The following is a 21,395-nucleotide window of genomic DNA, read 5'->3' as shown; positions in this document are numbered from 1 at the left end:
GATTAGAATTGAACTTTCTCCTTATTCGCTTTTAAACTCACCAATAAGCTCTTGTAATTCCTGAGAAAGCCAACTTAAAGAAGTCGCTAATTCTGCAATATCTTGTACTGATATTTCTTGCTCTTTCATGCTTTCTTCAACATTACTACTGCTGTTGGCATAAGTGTTTGCAATATGTGATAATTCATTTACGACTTGAACGATATTCTGGCTATTTTGTAAAATGTCACTCGAATTACCCGAAACAGCTTTTACTTGATCTGTAACAGATTGCGCTGATTTGGAGATTTTTTCAAAGAAATTCCCACTACTTTGAACAAGTGAAATTCCAGTTTCTACTTCTTTTGAACCTTTTTGCATTGAAACTACAGCATCTTCTGTCTCAGCTTGTGTTTCACCAATTAATTTCGCTATATCTTTAGCAGACGCTTCCGTTTGTTCTGCTAATTTTCGTACTTCATCAGCAACAACTGCAAACCCTCTCCCCGCTGCTCCAGCACGTGAAGCCTCAATAGAAGCATTTAAAGCTAATAAATTTGTTTGATTTGAAATACCTGTAATTACAGTTACGATATCACTAATTTCTTTTGACCTTGTTTCTAACGAATAAATGATGGAAGATAAATCTTGTACTGCATTTTGAATTAAACTCATTTGATTAATAATTTGTCCAATCACTTCATTACCTTCAATTGAATGTTGCTCCATACCTTCAGAAGCAACCGCAACTTGTTTCGCAGCCCCAGTTATCTCTTCTACCTTATCTTCCATTCCATGTACAATCCCTAAACATTGTTGTACTGAAGTTTTTTGAGACTGTGCCCCTACTCTTAAACCTTCAATAGAACTTGCAATCTCTTGAACTGCCATGCTGTTTTCCTCTGTACTCGCCGACAATTCTTGTGAAGAAGAAGAAACTTGCTCAGCAGTTTGCCTTACTTTATCTATAATCCCTTTAAACTTTTCAATCGTGTTATTGAAATAAACATTAATAATTCCAATATCATCTGGTCTTTCTTTTAATTTAATACTCAAGTCACCTTCACCAATTTTACGTAACCCTTCTCGTAAATCTTTTAATGGCGCTAATGAGTGACGCACGATAAAGAATTGAGTAATAGTCGCAATCGCTAATGAAATAATGATAAAGAGTAAGCCCTGTATCATAAACTTCTCTTTTGTAATAGGAACAATGGAAGCATCTAAGTCAGCCGCAATAATTGCAACAATATTGTTTTCTCCATCTGTAATTGGTTCTAATATTGTCACCCACGAACCTATTTCATCTTCATATACTTCTGTCATTTGGGCCTTTTTCGTATCAATGACTTTATCGTATGCCTTCATCCAATGAGCGGGTTGTTCATAATAATCTCCCGGCTTTATAGGGAACGCTTTTGTTAACTCTGTAGTCAAACCAACGAGTTGTAATTCTCGCTTTTCATTCGGCTTTGCTCCTGTAACATATGTTTGTCCAACACTTTTCAATTCTTTTGACACTTCATCTAATTTCTCTGTTAACTTTTCTTTTTTCACTTTTTCGGCTGTAGGATCTTTCGCCATGTCTCTAACTAATTCTACATCCAATTTTTTCAATACTATTTCTCCTGTTTCAATAGACTGCCTTTCAAATAAAGACATCATACTATTTTGAAACATGTTGAAACTTAGTGCACCCATACTTCCAACAAGTGTCAAAATAACTAATACGGTTAATAAGACGTTCTTTTGAAGGAACGATAACTTATGCCAATATTTTTTCATTAATATCCACCTTCCTTAATTAACATAAACAAAAAAACAAAATATATGAATATTTTGTTTGAAAATGTTTCTCAATATGTTCGAGAATAAAAAAAAGCCAATGTAAAAGCATTGGCCAAGACCAACCCTATCCGTCCGGTAACTGGCTAGCGTAGCCTTTCGACCTTAGCTCCTGTAGTTTTGCGTCCTCATGTTTCCATCAGTTTGCCTTTCTCGCTGAACGAGTTGAACGATATGGGAGTTCTATGAGAATTAATTTATTCTCTTTCAAAGATTACAACATATAAATCAAAATGTCTACTTATTTAGAGATATAAATACAATTTTTAACGCATTGCTTTTTCAAAATAATTTCAAAAAGTACGTGAATGTTACTTTTTTTGTGTTATATAATAAAAAATGTATAAACAACAAGGATTTCTTCGGGTATTTATTTAATTTTCATTCAAATTAAACTATTCGAATATATCTTAACTAATGAATTTCGGAGGTAGTTTATCATGTTTTGGCTACAATTTCTTACCTTGTTACTCTGTATTTTTATTGGTGCACGCCTAGGCGGAGTTGGTTTAGGAGTAATGGGTGGAGTTGGTATGGCAATACTCGTTTTTGTCTTCCACTTACAACCAACCGCGCCTCCTATCGATGTAATGCTTATGATTTTGGCAGTAATTACAGCCGCTGGTGCTTTGCAAGCTGCTGGAGGAATGGACTATCTTGTTCATCTAGCTGAAAAGGCATTACGAAAAAATCCAAAGCGTATTACTTTTTTTGCTCCAATTGTTACTTATTTATTCACACTATGTGCAGGCACTGGTCACGTTGCCTATTCTGTACTTCCTGTTATTGCAGAAGTCTCTCGTGAATCAGGGATTAGACCGGAACGCCCAATGTCGATTGCCGTAATCGCTTCTCAACAAGCAATTACAGCTAGTCCAATTTCAGCTGCCACAGTTGCTCTTTTAGCAATGTTAGCTGACTATAAAATCACTTTATTAGATATTTTAAAAGTGAGTATTCCCTCCACTTTCATTGCTTGTATGTTAGCAGCATTCGTTGCTAGTAAGATGGGAAAAGAATTAAGTGAGGACCCTGAATACTTAAAACGATTAAAAGAAGGAATGATTCCTAAGCTTGAAGAGAAAAAAGAATTTGTAGGTGTAAAGGGCGCAAAATTATCAGTTATCCTTTTCCTTGTAGGAACCTTCCTTGTTGTACTTCTTGGTTCATTTGAAGCACTTCGTCCAGGATGGATAGTTGATGGGAAGTTAGCTCGCCTTTCCATGCCGAACACAATTGAGATGGTTATGTTAACTATCGCGGCTCTTATTATTATTTTCTGTAAACCAAATGTAGAAAGCATTGTGTCTGGTAACGTCTTTAAAGCAGGGGCAACAGCAGTTGTTGCTATTTTCGGTATCGCTTGGATGGGAGATACTTTCTTTAACGGAAACTTAAATATGATTCAAGGATCTATTCAGCATTTAGTAACAAGTGCGCCTTGGCTATTTGCCATCGCACTATTCATTCTATCTATTTTACTGTACAGCCAAGCAGCAACAGTACGTGCCTTAATGCCACTTGGACTATCCCTTGGTATTCCACCAGCGCTACTGATTGCGATGTTCCCTGCAGTAAATGGATATTTCTTCATTCCGAACTATGGAACAATCGTTGCTGCCATTAACTTTGACCGTACCGGTACAACAGGTATTGGTAAATACGTATTAAATCATAGCTTTATGATTCCAGGCTTAATTGCAACATTTACTTCTATCGGAATTGGAATGCTCTTAATTTCAATTATGTTTTAAAGAAAAAGCACAAACCTTTATTTAAAAAGGTTTGTGCTTTTTTAATCAAACGTTTGTTTAAATTTTTGGGGCAGTCTACTTCTCGATGTAGCACTTAAAATACTACATGTCCTTTTCTACAAACTTCTCTTTACTTCTTCAGCTAATTTTCTCGTACTTTCATACGCAGATTCAGCTAAACTAATTGCTGAAATAACTGAAACACCGTCCGCACCCGCTTCTATAACTGCCGCTGTATTTTCAATTGTAATCCCACCAATACCAACGATTGGCACTGTAATTCCTTGTTCTCTAAAATAAGCTAATCCTTTCGTTCCTTGAACCGCTTTCGTATCTTTTTTCGTACTCGTTGGGAAAATAGGTCCAACGCCTAAATAATCTGCTCCATTTTCGATTGCAAAGCGTGCTTCTTCAATTGTATGAGCAGATACGCCGATAATTTTATCTCCCATTTTTTCACGAACAGATGTAATTCCTTCATCATCTTGTCCTACATGAACACCATCTGCATCTAATTCAATGGCTAATTCTACATCATCATTTACAATGAAAGGAACACTATATTCCTTACAAAGCGTCTGCAATTCTTTTGCAAAGCGCACTCTATCTTCTCCGATTAAAGAACCTTCCCCCTTCTCGCGAAACTGAAAAAGTGTCACTCCACCATCTAACGCTTCTTTCAATACAGCTAAAGGATCCTTCGTGCAGTTATTGCTTCCCATAATAAAATACACTTGTAATAACTTAGACATTTTCTTTGTTTCAATGCGCATCGTATGTTTCATCCCCCTTACTCTAACTCCTCAATCTTTCCATACTTCTCAATATCACCAGCAGTAGTATTCGCTAACTGATTTAAAAATTCAATTTGGAAACTACCAGGTCCCTTTTCCACGGTCTTAGCAGCTGCCAGTTCCGAAGCTACACCATAAAACGTTAATGCTGCTACTGCTGCTTTTACATAATCTTTTTCCACTGCTACAAATGCTCCTATTACAGACGTTAATAAACAACCTGTTCCCGTAACTTTCGTTAAAATAGGGTGACCGTTTCGAATAACAATAGTTCTCTCTCCATCTGTAACAACATCTTCTTTTCCAGTAATGACCGCAACTGTATTTAGTTCGTCTGCTGCCTGCCTTGCAATACTTACAACATTTCCATTTCCAGTACCAGCGTCTACCCCTTTAATTTCCCATTTCTCATTAATAACATTTGCTATTTCAGCTGCATTTCCGCGGATAATTGCTAAATCGATTTCAGCCGGAATATGTCTCGCAACTTCTGTTCGATACGAAGTTGCTCCTGCACCAACTGGATCAAATAGTACTGGCACATTGTTCGTATTTGCTGATTTACCCGCGAGTAGCATCGCTTCTACTTCTTCAGGACGAAGTGTCCCCATATTTAATACTAACGCTCCAGCAATGCTAGCCATTTCTGCTACTTCTTCTTTTGCATACGCCATTACAGGCGATGCCCCAAGTGCCAACAAACCGTTAGCAGTAAAATTTGTTACAACAACATTTGTAATATTATGAACGAGCGGATTAGATTCTCTCACCAAATCCACTACTTTACTAATTTCTTTCATATTCATCCTTTTCATCTCCTAACTATAATGATGGGAGATACACAAAAAGACACTTTGCGCGTACGCAAAGTGCCTGAACATGTGCTTTTACACTCTCCCTACGCTGGCATTATCCAACAGGTTCAAATGGTCAATGACGGACTAGTAGCCATACTCTCAGTTTGTATCCACAAACTCCCATGTGTTTCTTATTCATCTACTTCAAAGTCTACTCTTATTCTAGTAAAATAACAAGTTCTTTACTTTTCCATATAAAGTGAAACTTTAATCAGTGGGGGCATCCCCCACTGATTATTAGCCTTCACCAATCGGGCGTTTACGGCAGCCCGACCCCCGCCTAACTTCTTTGCTCCATCCAAGTTATATAGAAGATAAATGAAGTACACACCATCGAAGAAGTTAACAATTTCATTTCGTTAATATAAATTTATCTATTCAATTAAAAAGATAAAAAAATTACTCTTAAATATATTAAACTTTTGAAGTTACAATTTGTATTTACATAACAAAATAAGAGACTTACTGTAATTTCGTTGTAAGTCTCTTCATCTTGCTCCCCTATCGGTGTAATTTAGTAAAAAATATGAATCTGAATCATAATAAATTAAATTATATAACTTCTATCAACTAATAGCGGAGATAAATATGTTTCCAATAATGCAGCAACAAATAAAAGTACTAGATCTATGACTAGTAAAATCAAAATTTTTTTCCCTAATATGATAAAAGAATTTTTACTAAGTTCTTTTTTTCTAATTATATTAATAATGGATACCGCTACATATACACCTATTGTTGCAGTAAAAAACATATTTATGATCTCAATTATTCCATGACCTGCAAAATAAGATGCTGCTGTTTTCAAAGACGTTCTCTCTATCAAGCTATGGAAAGAAAACCCTAAGTAAAAAAACTGTTCAAATAAAAAAATTAAAGAAAAAAAGCCAAAACTAATAATCGAGAAAATTAGTGTAAACAAATGAATTTCTAAATTATTACCAAAAATTGTAATGAAAGAGGGCTTTAAATTAGGACTAAACTGTTCATTAGGCAGCAATAAAAACCCCAGAAAGAAAAATAAACTCCCTATAACTGAACAAGCAATAAAACAAAGGATAAATAATTTAGGTTTCACAGTTATCACTCTCCAAAATTAATTTATTCAATCGCTCATCCCTTTTTAAAATTATTTTTCCATCCGAAAAATTTGCTAAATCAACATCTGTTGAATGCGTGGCATAAATTAAAATTGATCTATTTTGAATTATGTAATCCTTTAAATAATCCAAAGTAACTTTCCTTGACCTAATGTCAAAATTAACAAAAGGTTCATCAAGAAGAATTAAGCTAGGTGAAGCTAGAAGAGCCAATATTAATGACAGCTTTTGTCTAGTTCCCAAAGATAATTCACGTGTATATGTATTTTGATATTTATCAAGCCCAATCTCTTGAATCAAATGTTCTAAAGACGAATCTAATCTAGTTCTATTAATAAAAGATAGTACCATATCTATTGTTTCCGAAGGCGTTAAATATTCGTATAAGAACGGTGTATTACCAATTAATGAGACATTTGCAATATACTCTTTAAAATCGTTCTTTAATGAAGATTTCTTTAATATAACTTCCCCATCAAACTTTGTCATTCCACCAATTATATTCAATAAAGTTGATTTTCCTATCCCATTTTTACCAACTAACTCTAAAATCTTCATTTCATCTACCTTTAAATTTACTCCATCAAAAATATAAGTTGATTCACCATATTTTTTTTTTATATTTATTAATTCCAGCATATTTTACCTCTCTTTTTTTAGGAAATTATAAAATACCAAATAAATAGAATAAACGATAAAAAAGCCCATTACAGGATATAAATTCCCTAGCTTCATTGAATAAACAGCCACAAGACTACATGTTACAAATGGTAAACCTAAAACTAACAAATCTTCAATAGGATTAAAAAAGTACATAAAGAAATTATTTTTTATATCTTCTATTGATAATTTTTTAAAGCGGTATACTCTTTTAGTTATGATTTTTATTGAGTAGAAGTAAATAATTGTTGAACCAAAAATAGTAATACCTGTAAACAATGAAGTTCCATAAAACATAAATGCACCAATATAATAACTAATTAGAATTACTATAAGCTTTCTTGACAGAAATTTGGAAAGTAAATCCTCAAAATATGTTTTCTTATCAAACTTCCTTATATAATAAAAATCACTCAAGTTAGAAGTTTGTAACATTTTTGAGCTATTTATAATTCCTTGAGATAGAAAACTAAGAATCGCACTTTCAACAGCTAAATAAACGGAAATTATAATAATTTTATTAATGCTAAAATAAAAATTTAAAATGCCGATTATCAATAGTGAAGCTATTGCAAACAGATAAGTATAAAATATATGTAAAAAGAAAGTTCTATTTTGGCAAGATCGAGCTAACGCCATTCGATACTTATCCAACTGCTTGCCGTTTTGATACTTGATTATATGCTCTTTCTTTTTCGTATAGTTTGGTCCATGAATAAAGAAAAAGATAATCTGATGATTACTCCATAAAAATTTTGATAGAATAATCGCTGAAACTATTACTATCACCAAGCATTCATATATAAATATTGTTATGTTACTAAACTGCAGCTCAACCATAAAAATGATACTAAAAATACAATAAAAAAGAATTTTTGTTCCAAATGTCCGTAGCAATTTTTCTATGATAAGTAATTTAAAATTATTGTTTTGAGCCTTATGCATCCATTGAGAAATATTCTCAATTTCTTCCGAATCATAATCATCATTATTAATATCTGTCATCAAAATTGTTAAAAAAAGATAGACAGTCGCACTATAAAAGGGATTTATAGACGAACGAAAATAATGCATTAATTCATAAACAAAGATTGGTGCCAAAATTGAAACAAATGTAATACATATATTTATATTATAAAAAAAAGATAGCAATAATTTTTTATCGCCATCGGCAAATTTGTTTAAAAAATCCCCAAATAAAACTTCCATATTTGCAAATGCTTTTCTTTTTTTCATCAATCTTTTAAATTTAAAGTATTTCATCCGCTTTAATTTCCTAATAAATTTATAACAGTTTTTATCAAACTATATGCCGCTACTACACCAAATAAAATCGATACTACTAACATTACTTTCATCTTAAACTTAAAATTCTTTTCCATCTATTACACCCTCCTAAAGTTATTTAGACTAAATAAAAGTAATCATCATTTGAAAGATAACTGTCAAACCATAAGTTATTAAAAATATAATTGTACTTAGCTTTATTTTCAATCTATTCGAAATAGAATCATCTAAATTAAGTAAATATAGATAAACAAAACCTGCCAAAAATAGTTGAGATCCTGGAGACCACCCTATCCATTGAACATCGTATAAATTGTTTAAACCAGCAATCGAAAAAATAACCATATTTAATAACACAGATGCTATATTCGCAGAAACTATTATTGGAAAAAAATTGCTGAATTTTAGTTTTTTATGAGTAATAAAATTTGTACTAAAAGTAATAAATAATGTTTCTATTACTACCACTGTAATACTCACAACCAATTGTATTAAAATTAAAAAGACTGTGACAAAAGAATCTGTAAATAATTGTAACGGCATTTCCATTTTATGAAATTCTTCAATAACTTTAAACTGTTTAATTGTAAAAAGTGAATTTGCGACCACTACTAGAATGAGTAGCAAAAAAGATAATAAATTTATGCCCCTTTTATGTATTAACTTAAACATTTTTATCTCCCTAATATAAGTAAATTAATAAATCGTTATGTTTTTTAATACACAAATAGCTGTGTGCCTCTTCTATTACATAACTCTAATACCCTATAAACATATCATTCTAAAATTAAATTTTAGAATACACCTCATCATAATTAGGGGGCAATTTTGCCCCCCTAATGTCCTTTTTAAAGAGCTCTTGCTGCAGCCCTCTTACCCATTCTAGTCATTCCTAAAATTGTAGCACGATAGCTCCAAACAGCTGCAGAAGCTGCAGCACCAATTCCAGTTAGAGACAATAGTAAAGAAGCATAAGAAATCCAATCTAAAGCGGCCATAATTGCTGATGCAGTAGCTGCGCTACATCCAATAAGATTCATAATCATAACTTTTTTCATTATAAATATCCTCCTTGAACATCCACTTAATTTTAATATGAAAATAATAATTCCACTCTTCTTCTCAACATCCCCCGGGTTCTACTAAAGTTTACCATTATAGTTAAATATACGCAATGTCCTTTTATAGAATTTTCTAAAAATAGTTTTTTAGATTTTTAAATATGATACATGAGCACTTTCTCTCATGTATCAAAATGTATTCTTATATTTTGATACTCTTAATAAGATCAAAAAAGGAGCACTAAATAATAAAGTGAAACTTTAATCAGTGGGGTTTTGTTCATCCCTCACTGATTATTAGCCTTCACCAATCGGGCTTTTACGGGCAGCCCGACCCTACCTAACTTCTTTGCTTCCACTGAATTTTGAGGTGGGGGTCTTACTGCCCGTTAATGCGGGATAAATCCCATAAAAATCCCATCCCCACTTAATCAACTAATCAAAAAATATTAGTTCAATTAATAATTTTAAAAGGAATTTCTAGAAAGAAACATCTGACTATAAGATAGGAGCCTCCTTTACATTTCTTCTTGAAAACTGTGGTATATTAGACGATATATAGTTAATAAAGGAGTTCAATTAAATGGCAAAAAGTATTGTAATCGCTGAAAAACCTTCCGTTGCACGAGATATTGCTCGTGTACTGAAGTGTGATAAAAAAGGAAACGGCTATCTTGAAGGTAGTAAATATATTGTAACTTGGGCTTTAGGTCATCTCGTTACATTAGCAGATCCAGAAAGTTATGATGTGAAATATAAAAAGTGGAATTTAGAAGATTTACCGATGCTACCTGAGCGTTTGAAATTAACGGTTATTAAACAAACTGGTAAACAATTTAATGCTGTAAAAAGTCAGCTACTTAGAAAAGATGTAAATGAAATTATTGTAGCAACAGACGCTGGACGTGAAGGGGAATTAGTCGCACGCTGGATTATCGATAAAGTTAAGCTAAATAAACCAATCAAACGTTTATGGATTTCTTCTGTAACCGATAAAGCAATTAAAGATGGTTTTGCAAATTTAAAACCAGGTAAAGCCTATGACAATTTATACGCTTCAGCAGTTGCGCGTTCAGAAGCTGACTGGTATATCGGTCTTAATGCAACTCGTGCTTTAACGACTCGCTTTAATGCCCAGTTAAATTGCGGCCGTGTACAAACCCCTACTGTTGCTATGATTGCTAGTCGTGAGGATGAAATAAAGAACTTCAAAGCTCAAACTTACTACGGCATCGAAGCTCAAACGATGGAGAAACTCAAACTTACTTGGCAAGATGCAAATGGCAATAGCCGTAGTTTTAATAAAGAAAAAATTGATGGTATTGTAAAAAGTTTAGATAAACAACATGCTACTGTTGTGGAAATTGATAAGAAACAGAAGAAGTCATTCTCTCCTGGTCTTTACGATTTAACTGAATTGCAACGTGATGCAAATAAAAAGTTCGGTTACTCTGCTAAAGAAACATTAAATATTATGCAGAAATTGTATGAACAGCATAAAGTGCTAACGTACCCTCGTACAGATTCACGCTACATTTCATCTGATATCGTTGGAACACTTCCAGAACGTCTAAAAGCATGTGGTGTTGGAGAATACCGTCCCTTCGCACATAAAGTATTACAAAAGCCTATCAAACCTAACAAATCATTTGTTGATGATAGTAAAGTAAGCGATCATCATGCGATTATTCCAACAGAAGGATACGTTAACTTCTCAGCATTCACAGATAAAGAACGCAAAATTTATGATTTAGTTGTAAAACGTTTCTTAGCTGTGTTATTCCCAGCATTCGAATACGAGCAACTAACATTACGTACTAAAGTTGGTAGTGAAACGTTCATTGCACGCGGAAAAACGATTTTACATGCTGGTTGGAAGGAAGTATACGAAAATCGATTTGAAGACGATGATGTAACTGATGACGTAAAAGAGCAGCTTCTGCCTCACATTGAAAAGGGCGATACATTAACTGTAAAGTTACTTATGCAAACATCAGGCCAAACGAAAGCACCTGCACGCTTTAATGAAGCAACTTTACTTTCAGCAATGGAGAATCCTACAAAATATATGGATACGCAAAATAAACAACTTGCTGATACGTTAAAATCGACTGGTGGATTAGGTACTGTAGCGACACGTGCTGATATTATCGACAAGCTATTCAATTCGTTCTTAATTGAAAAACGTGGCAAAGATATTCATATTACTTCAAAAGGCCGTCAGTTACTTGATTTAGTACCAGAAGAGTTAAAATCCCCTACACTAACTGGTGAATGGGAACAAAAACTTGAGGCTATCGCAAAAGGTAAGCTGAAAAAAGAAGTATTCATTTCTGAAATGAAGAACTATACGAAAGAAATTGTTTCTGAAATTAAATCGAGTGATAAAAAATATAAACATGACAATATTTCAACGAAGTCTTGTCCAGACTGCGGTAAACCAATGCTAGAAGTAAACGGCAAAAAGGGAAAAATGCTCGTATGCCAAGATCGTGAATGTGGTCATCGTAAAAATGTATCTCGTACAACAAACGCTCGCTGTCCGCAATGTAAGAAGAAACTAGAATTACGTGGTGAAGGCGCTGGCCAAATTTTCGCATGTAAATGTGGCTATCGCGAAAAACTTTCTACATTCCAAGAAAGACGTAAAAAAGAATCTGGAAACAAAGCTGATAAGCGCGACGTTCAAAAATATATGAAACAACAGAACAAAGAGGAAGAACCATTAAACAACCCATTTGCGGAAGCATTAAAAAAATTAAAATTTGATTAAACAAAAAGGTTCCTACCACTATCGGTAGGAACCTTTTATTTTAATGAATGATTTTACTTCCTTTTGCATTCTCAACAAATTTTTCACTTGATTTGTTAATTGGTGTTTTCAGTAATAACGCAGCAACAATCATAACTACTACGAAAGCACTTAACACAAGTAAATCTCGCGTTACGATATCCCATAGCATTCCGCCTACTGTTTCACGAATTGCACTAATTGCATATGTGAACGGTAAGAACGGATAAATTGCTTGGAAGAACGCTGGTGTCATTTGGATTGGGAATGTTCCGCCCGATCCTGCTACTTGTAGTACAAGTAAAATGATCGCCATCGATTTCCCAACGTTTCCGAAAATAGAAACGAGTGAGTATACGATACAAACGAAGACTCCACCAATAAATAAACTAAATAACACAAACCAGAACTTATCGACTACGTACGTACCGAGTAAGAATATATCTCCCATCGATACGATAAACGCTTGTGAAAGACCTATCGTTAAGAATGTTAATAAACGTCCGAAGTAAATTTCATGGCTCTTATAATTCGCGCCCTCTTCGTGTACTTCTACTGTTAATAATGAAACCATTAATAATGCGCCTACCCATAATGCAAGCACTGTATAGAATGGTGACATTGCTGAACCGTAGTTCGGCATCGCAAATAATTTATTCTCTTTTAAATTTACTGGATTCGCAAAGTAATCACTTTGCTTTTCAACATCGTTTTTCAATAAGCGTATGATATCTTTTAAATCCTCTTCAGATTCAAAATCACGAATTTTATCTGCTAATTCTTTAATCTTTTTCTCAGTAGCTGGCATTTCAGCTTTAATGTCTGCTAATTTCTTTTTACCATCTACTAAACCTTTTGATGAATCTTCTAGTAATTTTTTAACATCTGGAAGCTTTTTGTCTGCCTCTTTTAAAATTTGAGATGTGTTTTTAGACATCTCTTTTGTGCGAGCAATTGCTGCATTGAAATTTGGAGTGATTTCTGAGTCATATTTAGCTAAAATGTCACCAATTTGGCCCGAAACACTTTTAGACACTTGATTAATACTTTCAATAACATCTGCTGCTGGTTTTTGACCTTTATTAATAGCGTCAATTCCTTTATCAGTTAAATCGATTCCTTTTTGGAAACCATCTTTTACTTTATTTAACTTAGCGATTGTGCCATTAAGATTTTTATCACTATTCACATCAGCTAACACTTTATTTGTACTTTCCAGAACTGGAATCATGTCATTAACTAAATTCCATCCTGCTTTGAACTGTCCATTCACATCATTTAAGGCTACTTTTGTAGAATCTAATCCATTAACACCTTTGTTACTTAAGTCTTCTCTTGCTTTTTCAAGCTCCGTTTTTAATCTACTGTAATCATTTACAGCTTTATCATATTTTTCTCTACCACTGTCTAATGCTTCATTTGTTTGGTTTACTAACTCATTTGCTTTTTTGATATCTTGATTTAAATTACCTCTTAGTTGCTGAGCATCTTCTTTTACATTTTCAGCTGTGTTTTTCAATTGCTCAGCTGTGCTTACTGCTTTTTCGAAATCTGCTACAAACGTAGCATTATAATCTGCTTCTGCTTGATTTACCAAGTTATTTATTGCATCTAACTTTTTATTAGCAGCGTCTCTTACATCTTGTTTCACTTCTTGTCCTGTACCAATAATATTGGCAATATCTTTAACGCCACCATTTGCATTTTCAATAGCTGATTTAAGGTTTGTTAATTTTTCTATTCTCTTTTGGAAGAATTCTTTTCCAAAATCAGTTGATGCAGACTCTTTAAATTTAGTAAAGACATCAATTAAATATGAAACACTATCTGCACGACCTTGCAGCGTCTCAGAAACCTTATTAAGATCTTGCTTCGCTTTTTCTGGATCAAAATTACCATTTTGCAACCCGTTTATAACACCTTGTGCATAAGTTGTTCCGACACGTATCGAACTAAAAACATTATTTACAGTTTGATTAATATTTTTAGCAATATTTTTATACCCCTCACCATTCACTTGCGGTAACGCTGGAATTTCTGGGATTTGTGGTAATTGCGGAATAGTTATATTAGGCAACACTGGGAATTTAGCTGGATCTGGAAGTGTCAGATTAGAATCAAATGATGGATTTTTTAAGAAATCCGTAATTGCCGCCGCACCATCTAAACCTTTTTGCATTACCATTAAATTATTCTTAATAGTTCCTGGGGCACGTTGCAATGTTTCATCATTTCTCGCAAAGAATTTATCTAAATTCCCTAACGCTTCTTGCCCATCATTCATAACACTTTCTACAACTGGCAACTCTTTTTGCGCTACTTTCACAACATCTTCTGCTCGAGTTGCATCATCTAATGCCTTATCCATGAGTGTATTCATTTCTGGGAACTGCGCTTCTAACTTAAATACAAGATCTTTTACTTTTTCGATACTTGGTAAATTTGTTTCTAAATCGATTCCAAGATCATTGAAAATTTTAAAAATCTCACCGTTTGCTGTTTTAACAAAGTTTTTACTAATTTCTTCTGTAATACCTGATGCACCTTTTGCTGTAATCTTCGGTGCAATCGCGTTTACTTTTTCATTCACATAGTAATCCAGTTCTGGTTTTTTAGGATTTTCATCCAGAACAGTTGCAATTTTTTCAGAGAAGTCCTTTGGAATCGTAATACTTGCATAATAATCCCCACGCTCAACTCCGTAAATTGCTTGTTTTTCATCTACAAATTTCCAGCCAAGATTTTTGTTTTTCTTAAGGGAGTCTACAATCTCTTTCCCGATATTAATATCTTTCCCTCTTAAATTAGAACCTGCATCTTGGTTAGAAACTGCAATGGGAACCTCTTTTGTATTTCCATACGGATCCCAAGAAGCTTTAATGTTAAACCATGCATATAACGATGGTAAAATCATTAATCCTAAAACAATAACAATTGCAGCCCAATGTTTGGCTACATTCCGTAAATCTGTCTTATAAATACGCCAAATCTGTTTCATAGAAGTTATCACCTAATTATATATTTTTCCTTCTTTAGAAAATGATACATGCATTTTGCAATTATATCACTTTCTACATCGTGTATTAACCAAAAACGTACTATTTTTTCCCATTAACTTTCACTTACTTTATTATATAACGAAGTGAGTCAAAGTATGAATACAAAATGACCAAATCGGTTTTACATTCAATAATAACAAATATATATGAAATGTCATAAAAAATACAAGTATTTTCTCTTGGAAATACTTGTATTCCTAAAGAAAATCCTCACAGCTTTTATTCTCTGTGAGGATTTCTTCTATTATATATCCAATTGAACCTCTACACCGAAATGATCTGAAATTACATTTCTGTTTGTACCATTAAAAATAACTTTTGAAGAATGAACTTTTTTACTTTGGTTACACAATATTAGATCGATTCGCAAATTATGTTTATTTTCATCCCAACCAGCAATCTCGCCTTGGACAGTCGTTCCTTCATCCTTCTCTATTGCTAATTCATATGTGTCATACAACCCTTTTTGCATCATATACTCATAACCTTCGCCTTCCAAGCGAGCATTGTTATTAAAATCCCCCATTAAGAAGGCGAGCTTATTGCTATCTACACGCCCCATCAAACGATTGATTTGACCTTTGAATGACTCTTCTTCATCATTCCACCAACCGAGATGGCAAGAGTAAAACGTTATATCTTTACCATTATAAGCAATTGTTGTACTTACAATTTTACGTGTTTTCCAATACGTTGTATCCTCATTTTCTGAAATGAAGAACGTATCTTCTTTTATAATATTATGCTTCGTTATAATCGCTAATCCTTCTTCATACACGTCATAACCAATATGAGAGAAATCCCAAGTAATATTGTAATCTTTTACATGTAGTGCTTTTAACTCTTCTAATAGTAAAAGTCCAAAATTATCTTCTTTCTTGTTACCGCATACATTTTCAGCTTGTATGGACTGACTTACTTCTTGCAATGCGATGACATCGTACTCTTCTTCTTGAATTACTTTAGCAAGGTATTGTATCTTTTCTATTTGATTCTCTTCTTGCCAAGAATGACAGTTTAAAGTTAGCAATTTCATATTATTACGCACCTAACATATCTTGAATGTCTGACTTTAATACGTCAGCTTTCGGACCATATACCGCTTGTACACCTTTATCTTTTACAATAAGCCCTAAAGCACCATTTTGTTTCCACTGTGCTTCTGGTGCAACAACATCTAAGTCTTTTACTGTTACACGTAAGCGTGTCATACAAGCATCTACGTCAGCAATATTTTCTTTTCCACCTAATAAATCGATAACTTTTGTTGCTAATGAACCATCTTGTACATTTCCTGTTCCTTCTGATGCCTCATCTTCATTATCAATATAGTTACCTGCACGCCCTGGTGTTGGTAAGTTGAATTTTTTAATTAAGAAATTAAATAGTGTAAAGTTAAGACCGAAGAACACTAATGAAACAATAACAAAGTTGATTAAGTCTCTTGTTAAACCTGCGTTAACCATCATTGGTGTACGAGTAATTAACTCAATAAATCCAAATGCATGAACACGTAAGTTAATTAAATCAGCTAACGCGAATGCAAGTCCTGTTGTAATAGCATATACAACATATAATACTGGAGCAATAAACATGAACATGAATTCAATTGGTTCTGTTACACCTGTTAAGAATACTGCTAATGCTGCTGATAAAAACATTGGTTTATATTTTGCACGCTTTTCTTTATCAACGTTACGGAACATCGCAAATGCAATCCCCATTAACGCTGCTGTTGAGCCGATAACTTGTCCAGCTTTGAAACGAGCTGGTACAACGTTATTTAATAAATCGTTATATGCCTTCGTATCTCCATTTGCCAATAAATTATTTAAATCTGTAATCCATGCAAGCCATAATGGATCTTGTCCTGCTACAACTTGTCCAACTTTTGAACCAGTTAGCATCGTATATGTTCCGCCTAGCTCTGTATAGTTCATCGGAATCGTTAACATATGGTGTAAACCAAATGGTAATAATAAACGCTCTAACGTTCCATATACAAACGGTGCAACAACTGGTGCACTATCTTTTGAAGCTGCAATCCAGCGACCAAATTCATTTAACCCACTTTGGATGAATGGCCATAGAAGTGATAATACAATCGCAGTAACTGTAGACCAAAGAATTACAACGAATGGTACAAATCGTTTTCCATTAAAGAATGCTAATGCCTGTGGCAGTTTATTATAGTTATAATATTTGTTATATAGATTAGCTCCTAAGAAACCTGTGATAATCCCCACGAAAACTCCCATGTTTAATGCTGGTGCACCAAGTACAGAAGTAAAGTAATCTTTTACAAGTAAATCTCCTGCTATTACTGAAGAAACTGTCGCTTTTGAATCCGCTAACATTTGAGCGTTTACGCCAAATATAGCTCCTGTAATTCGGTTTGTTAAGACGAATGCTAATAGCGCTGCAAATGCACCACCTGCACGATCCTTCGCCCAAGATCCCCCAATTGCTACTGCGAATAAGATGTGTAGATTTGTAATGATTGCCCAACCGATGTCTTCCATTACGCGAGCAATTGTATGAACTGCGTTAACATCCCCAGCAGACATACCAATTAACTTACCGATGGAAATCATTAAACCAGCTGCTGGCATTACGGCTACAACAACTAATAACGCTTTCCCGAACTTTTGCCAAAAATCAAAAGACGTAATTTTCATCTGTTCTTCCTCCCCTTTATTTATAACAACATAATGATTTAAATTATAATTTCTGTTCCCTTTATGAAAACGATTCCTTATGTTACTTTATTTTTATCTTTACGCAACCGTTTTCATAAATCTATTTTAATAAAAGCGTTTTCACTTTGCAATAGAAATTTATTTTTTTTCATAAAAAAAGATGCTCAAAGAGCATCCTTTTTTATTATGAAATGCGATAAACCCTTGTTTCATAAGGTTTTAAAGCAATTGTTGTTACCTCTTCATGTTCCGCAACTTCATAGTTATTTAAAAGCAAACGTTTGCGTTCTAGTGCAAATGAATCCTCATTATACACAGCTTCCTCTTTTGAGATATTACTAATTACAATGACTTTTTCATCCTGTAACGTACGTGTATATGCATAAATTTGTGGATCGTCTTCTAAAAGTAAATCGTACGTACCATAGTTCAGTACATCGTGCTCTTTTTTCAGGGCAATCATTTTCTTATAGAAATTGAAAATAGACTTTTCTTCATTTTTTTGCTTTTCAACATTAATTTCTTTGTAATTTGGATTCATGCTAAACCAAGGTGTACTTGTTGTGAAACCAGCATTCATCTCATCATTCCACTGCATAGGTGTACGTGAATTATCGCGGCAAGAAGCCCATATAATCTCCATCATATCTTGATGTGGTACACCCTCTGCAATTTTCTCGCGATATAAATTTTTAATTGCTACATCATCGTAATCTTCAATATTTGGTAACTGAACATTTGTCATACCAATTTCTTGTCCTTGATAAATAAACGGTGTACCGTGCATAAAGAAATACATCGCTCCTAGAGCTGTTGCACTTTCACGCCAATATTGTTTATCATCTCCCCATGTTGAAACGATACGTGGTTTATCGTGATTTTCAATATATAAAGCGTTCCATCCTTTATTCTCTAATCCTTTTTGCCATTTCGTTAATACTTTTTTCAATCCTACAACATCAAGGTCTTTCTTCTTCTCTGCATCCCATAAACTTAAATGTTCAAACTGGAATACCATATTGAACTTACCTTGCTCTTCTCCAACCCAAAGCTCAGCATCTTCAATCTTAACGCCATTTGCTTCACCAACAGTCATAATATCGTACTTAGAGAATGTATTTTCTTTTAGCTCTTCTAATAAAGGTTGAATACCTTTCACATTCATATGTTTATCAAAAGATGGCACATATTTTAACTCTTTTGGATTTGGCATATCCTTAAGGCCTTCTTCTTTTTTAATATGACTGATCGCATCAACGCGGAAACCATCAATACCTTTATCAAGCCACCAATTAACCGTATCATATAGTACTTCGCGAACTTCTTTATTCTCCCAGTTCAAATCTGGTTGTTTACGTGAGAATAGATGTAAATAATATTGTTCTGTTTCTTCATCATATTCCCATGCCGAACCATTAAAAATACTTTCCCAGTTGTTTGGCTCCGCACCATCTTTACCATCATGCCAAATATACCAATCACGCTTCGGATTATCTTTAGATGAACGTGATTCAATAAACCATGGATGTTCATCACTCGTATGATTAATAACTAAATCAATAATAAGCTTCATATCACGCTTATGAACTTCATCTAGTAAAGCATCAAAGTCTGCCATTGTACCAAACTCATCCATAATATCTTGATAATCACTAATATCATAACCATTATCATCATTAGGTGACTTATACATTGGACAAATCCAAATTACATCTATACCTAAATCTTTTAAATAATCCAGTTTTGCAATAATACCTTGTAAATCTCCAATACCATCACCATTTGAATCCATAAAGCTTCGTGGATAAATTTGATAAGCAACTGCTTCTTTCCACCATGTCTTATTCATAGTCCTTCTCTCCTTTTGCATCCCATCGGAATTTTATGCAAACGTTTTCGTAACACTATCATAACAAAATATGAACAGTTTGCAACTGTTTTCATTGAACTCTATGTAGATTCTTTATTCTTATGCTTTATTTATTTCTCACAAAGGTAAATCTCATTCTCCACCTCTCCTTGTCCACGCGTATTACAGACATTTTTCATATATTAATAAAAAGCTCTGATTATTTTAGAAAGGAGTAAGAAATTGAAGCAAACAAAATTAACAGGTCGTATCGTTATTCCCACAGATCCTGACTACAATGTAGCCCGAATGAATTTAAATTTAAGTATTCCAAAACTCCCTTGTATTATTGTTTTTTGTCAAAATAGCAAGGATATCTGTAACGCCTTAAAATGGGCACGTGAACGTCATATACCATTTCGGTTAAGAAGTGGACGTCATAGCTATGAAAATTTTTCTCTTTTAAATAGAGGACTTATTATTGATGTGAGTGAAATGCATCGCATTACTGTTAATACAGAGAAATTAACAGCAACAATTGAGGCTGGTGCAAATCTTGGCACTGTTTATAAAGAACTTTGGAATTACGGTGTTACAATTCCTGCTGGTACAAGTGCAAGCGTTGGAGTTGTTGGATTAGCACTTGGCGGTGGTATTGGTATGCTTTCGCGCTTATTTGGATTAACATGTGATCAATTAATGGAAGTGGAAATGGTACAAGCGTGTGGAAAATTTGGTGCAAAACTCATTCGTGCAAATGAACAAGAAAACTCTAACCTTTTTTGGGCATGCCGTGGTGGCGGTGGTGGAAACTTCGGAATTGTCACTTCCTTAACTTTTCGAGTCCACCCGATAAAAAATGTATCAATTTTCTCAATTACATGGGAATGGGAAGACTTTATTGCTGCATTTCAAGCGTGGCAAAACTGGGCACCTTATATAGATAAACGTCTCACTTCATCGATCGAATTATTCGCCAAGCAACGAAATAAAATTGAAGCACAAGGCGAGTTTGTCGGTTCTCCCTCTGAACTCCATTCCCTATTATCCCCTCTTCTTGAAACTGGTAGCCCCTCTCTCTTTATAGAAGAGGTTCCTTATATAAAGGCTGTCGAATTTTTTAATGGCGGTAACATCCCTGAAAATTTCAAGCGCTCTGGTTCCTATGTCTATAAACCTATTCCCCTTAAAGGCATTCAAATCATGCAATACTTTCTTTCTCATGCACCAAATAAAGATGCTAGTATTTGGCATCAATCGCTCATAGGTGCTGTTGAAAATATTTCGCCGAATGAAACGGCTTATTTTCATCGTAAAGCAATTATTGCTCAAGAATACATTACCTCTTGGAAATGCGATGATGAAGAAAATCAAAATATACGCTGGGTTAAAGATTTACGAGAAAGCTTAGATCCTTATACACTAGGTGACTATGTGAACTGGCCCGATATCGACATTAAAAATTGGCAAACTAGTTATTATGGCTCTAACTTTCACAGATTGCGTAAAGTAAAAACCATGTATGATCCTTGTGATGTTTTTCATTTCCAACAAAGTATTCCTCCTTTTCATACGTGAAACAAGGGGATAACATAAAAAAATCATCCAATATACCGTTACCTTGCAGTATGTTGGATGATTCAAGTTGATTTTCTATATC

General features: G+C 34.0%; 15 protein-coding genes and 2 riboswitches. Of the genes, 3 read left to right on the top strand and 12 right to left on the bottom strand.

Annotated elements, in window-relative coordinates; all coding sequences use genetic code 11:
- Positions 1-21: 21 nt before the first annotated feature.
- Entirely contained in the window at positions 22-1,764 is a 1,743-nt protein-coding gene (locus IBT51_RS18390) for a methyl-accepting chemotaxis protein (protein WP_000761077.1), read from the bottom strand.
- Between the two features lie 134 nt (positions 1,765-1,898).
- Positions 1,899-1,983: riboswitch (cyclic di-GMP riboswitch) on the bottom strand.
- 281 nt (positions 1,984-2,264) lie between these two features.
- Here IBT51_RS18390 and IBT51_RS18385 point away from each other — a divergent pair.
- Positions 2,265-3,578, top strand: a complete 1,314-nt coding sequence (locus IBT51_RS18385; RefSeq protein WP_064532153.1) for an anaerobic C4-dicarboxylate transporter family protein — start codon at positions 2,265-2,267, stop codon at positions 3,576-3,578.
- Positions 3,579-3,694: 116 nt separating this feature from the next.
- Here IBT51_RS18385 and thiE read toward each other — a convergent pair whose 3' ends face one another.
- The 7 genes from thiE to IBT51_RS18350 form a co-directional block, all read right to left on the bottom strand.
- On the bottom strand, positions 3,695-4,363 hold the full coding sequence (gene thiE, locus IBT51_RS18380; protein WP_069354898.1) for a thiamine phosphate synthase: 669 nt from the start codon (positions 4,361-4,363) through the stop codon (positions 3,695-3,697).
- Positions 4,364-4,368: 5 nt separating this feature from the next.
- Positions 4,369-5,178 (bottom strand): hydroxyethylthiazole kinase, encoded by an 810-nt coding sequence (gene thiM, locus IBT51_RS18375; protein ID WP_089170342.1) that lies wholly within the window; start codon positions 5,176-5,178, stop codon positions 4,369-4,371.
- A gap of 72 nt (positions 5,179-5,250) precedes the next feature.
- Positions 5,251-5,363, bottom strand: a riboswitch (TPP riboswitch).
- 413 nt (positions 5,364-5,776) lie between these two features.
- Positions 5,777-6,307, bottom strand: a complete 531-nt coding sequence (locus tag IBT51_RS18370; RefSeq protein WP_200458709.1) for a stage II sporulation protein M — start codon at positions 6,305-6,307, stop codon at positions 5,777-5,779.
- Positions 6,297-6,968, bottom strand: a complete 672-nt coding sequence (locus IBT51_RS18365; RefSeq protein WP_090978220.1) for an ABC transporter ATP-binding protein — start codon at positions 6,966-6,968, stop codon at positions 6,297-6,299. Before IBT51_RS18365 ends, IBT51_RS18370 begins: the two co-directional genes overlap by 11 nt.
- A 3-nt stretch (positions 6,969-6,971) precedes the next feature.
- Positions 6,972-8,225: a sugar transporter gene (locus IBT51_RS18360; protein ID WP_234472624.1), complete on the bottom strand. Its 1,254-nt coding sequence runs from the start codon at positions 8,223-8,225 to the stop codon at positions 6,972-6,974.
- 174 nt (positions 8,226-8,399) lie between these two features.
- Entirely contained in the window at positions 8,400-8,948 is a 549-nt protein-coding gene (locus tag IBT51_RS18355) for a hypothetical protein (protein ID WP_097913222.1), read from the bottom strand.
- 176 nt (positions 8,949-9,124) lie between these two features.
- A complete protein-coding gene (locus IBT51_RS18350) occupies positions 9,125-9,334 on the bottom strand; it encodes a hypothetical protein (RefSeq protein ID WP_090978215.1) in 210 nt (69 codons plus the stop codon).
- A gap of 586 nt (positions 9,335-9,920) precedes the next feature.
- Here IBT51_RS18350 and topB point away from each other — a divergent pair.
- On the top strand, positions 9,921-12,110 hold the full coding sequence (gene topB, locus IBT51_RS18345) for a DNA topoisomerase III (protein ID WP_200458707.1): 2,190 nt from the start codon (positions 9,921-9,923) through the stop codon (positions 12,108-12,110).
- Between the two features lie 40 nt (positions 12,111-12,150).
- Here the strand turns inward: topB and IBT51_RS18340 are convergent, their stop codons facing one another.
- The 4 genes from IBT51_RS18340 to IBT51_RS18325 form a co-directional block, all read right to left on the bottom strand.
- Positions 12,151-15,126, bottom strand: coding sequence for a YhgE/Pip domain-containing protein (locus tag IBT51_RS18340; RefSeq protein ID WP_200458706.1), 2,976 nt, complete (start codon positions 15,124-15,126; stop codon positions 12,151-12,153).
- Positions 15,127-15,431: 305 nt separating this feature from the next.
- Positions 15,432-16,223, bottom strand: a complete 792-nt coding sequence (locus IBT51_RS18335; protein WP_097888750.1) for an endonuclease/exonuclease/phosphatase family protein — start codon at positions 16,221-16,223, stop codon at positions 15,432-15,434.
- Positions 16,224-16,227: 4 nt separating this feature from the next.
- The gene (locus IBT51_RS18330) at positions 16,228-17,865 is read right to left on the bottom strand and encodes a PTS transporter subunit IIBC (RefSeq protein ID WP_000705569.1); all 1,638 of its coding nucleotides are present in this window, start codon (positions 17,863-17,865) and stop codon (positions 16,228-16,230) included.
- A gap of 205 nt (positions 17,866-18,070) precedes the next feature.
- On the bottom strand, positions 18,071-19,735 hold the full coding sequence (locus tag IBT51_RS18325) for a glycoside hydrolase family 13 protein (RefSeq protein ID WP_088022840.1): 1,665 nt from the start codon (positions 19,733-19,735) through the stop codon (positions 18,071-18,073).
- A gap of 243 nt (positions 19,736-19,978) precedes the next feature.
- On the opposite strand from IBT51_RS18325, the gene IBT51_RS18320 reads away from it, so the two are divergent.
- Entirely contained in the window at positions 19,979-21,313 is a 1,335-nt protein-coding gene (locus IBT51_RS18320; protein ID WP_069354892.1) for an FAD-binding oxidoreductase, read from the top strand.
- Positions 21,314-21,395 lie beyond the last annotated feature (82 nt).

Origin of the sequence: Bacillus sp. S71 (assembly GCF_016625265.1) — a bacterium.
Taxonomy (GTDB): Bacteria; Bacillota; Bacilli; order Bacillales; family Bacillaceae_G; genus Bacillus_A; species Bacillus_A cereus.
Note: the sequence above shows the minus strand (reverse complement) of the source record. Positions and strands in the feature narration are given on the sequence as shown.